Raw genomic sequence first — 440 nt, 5'->3', positions numbered from 1 at the left:
CTACCTGCAGTGGCTCGGCGTTGACTGCCTCTGGCTGCCCCCGTTTTTCCAGTCTCCGCTGCGTGACGGCGGTTATGACATCTCCGACTACAACTCGGTCCTGGACGAGTTCGGCACCATCAGCGACTTCAAAAGGCTGGTGGCGGAAGCACATGCCCGCGGCGTCCGGGTGATCATCGACCTTCCACTGAACCACACCTCCGACCAGCACCCCTGGTTCCAGGAGTCCCGGAAGGACCCGGATGGACCGTTCGGGGACTTCTACGTCTGGAGCGACACCGACGAAAAATACCAGGATGCCCGCATCATCTTCGTCGACACGGAGGAATCGAACTGGACGTTCGATCCCATCCGCCGCCAGTTCTTCTGGCACCGGTTCTTCAGCCACCAGCCGGACCTGAACTTCGAAAACCCCAAGGTGATCGACGCCGTCTTCGATG

Annotated in this window: 1 protein-coding gene; it reads left to right on the top strand. The window is 60.5% G+C overall.

Annotation, left to right across the window (positions count from 1 at the left end; genetic code table 11):
• Nucleotides 1–440, top strand: a 440-nt coding sequence (locus AC1DKD_RS42135) for an alpha-amylase family glycosyl hydrolase (RefSeq protein WP_477144855.1), incomplete at both ends; no start/stop codon positions are given.

This window comes from Cupriavidus sp. 05T313 (assembly GCF_056396665.1).
Note: the sequence above shows the minus strand (reverse complement) of the source record. Positions and strands in the feature narration are given on the sequence as shown.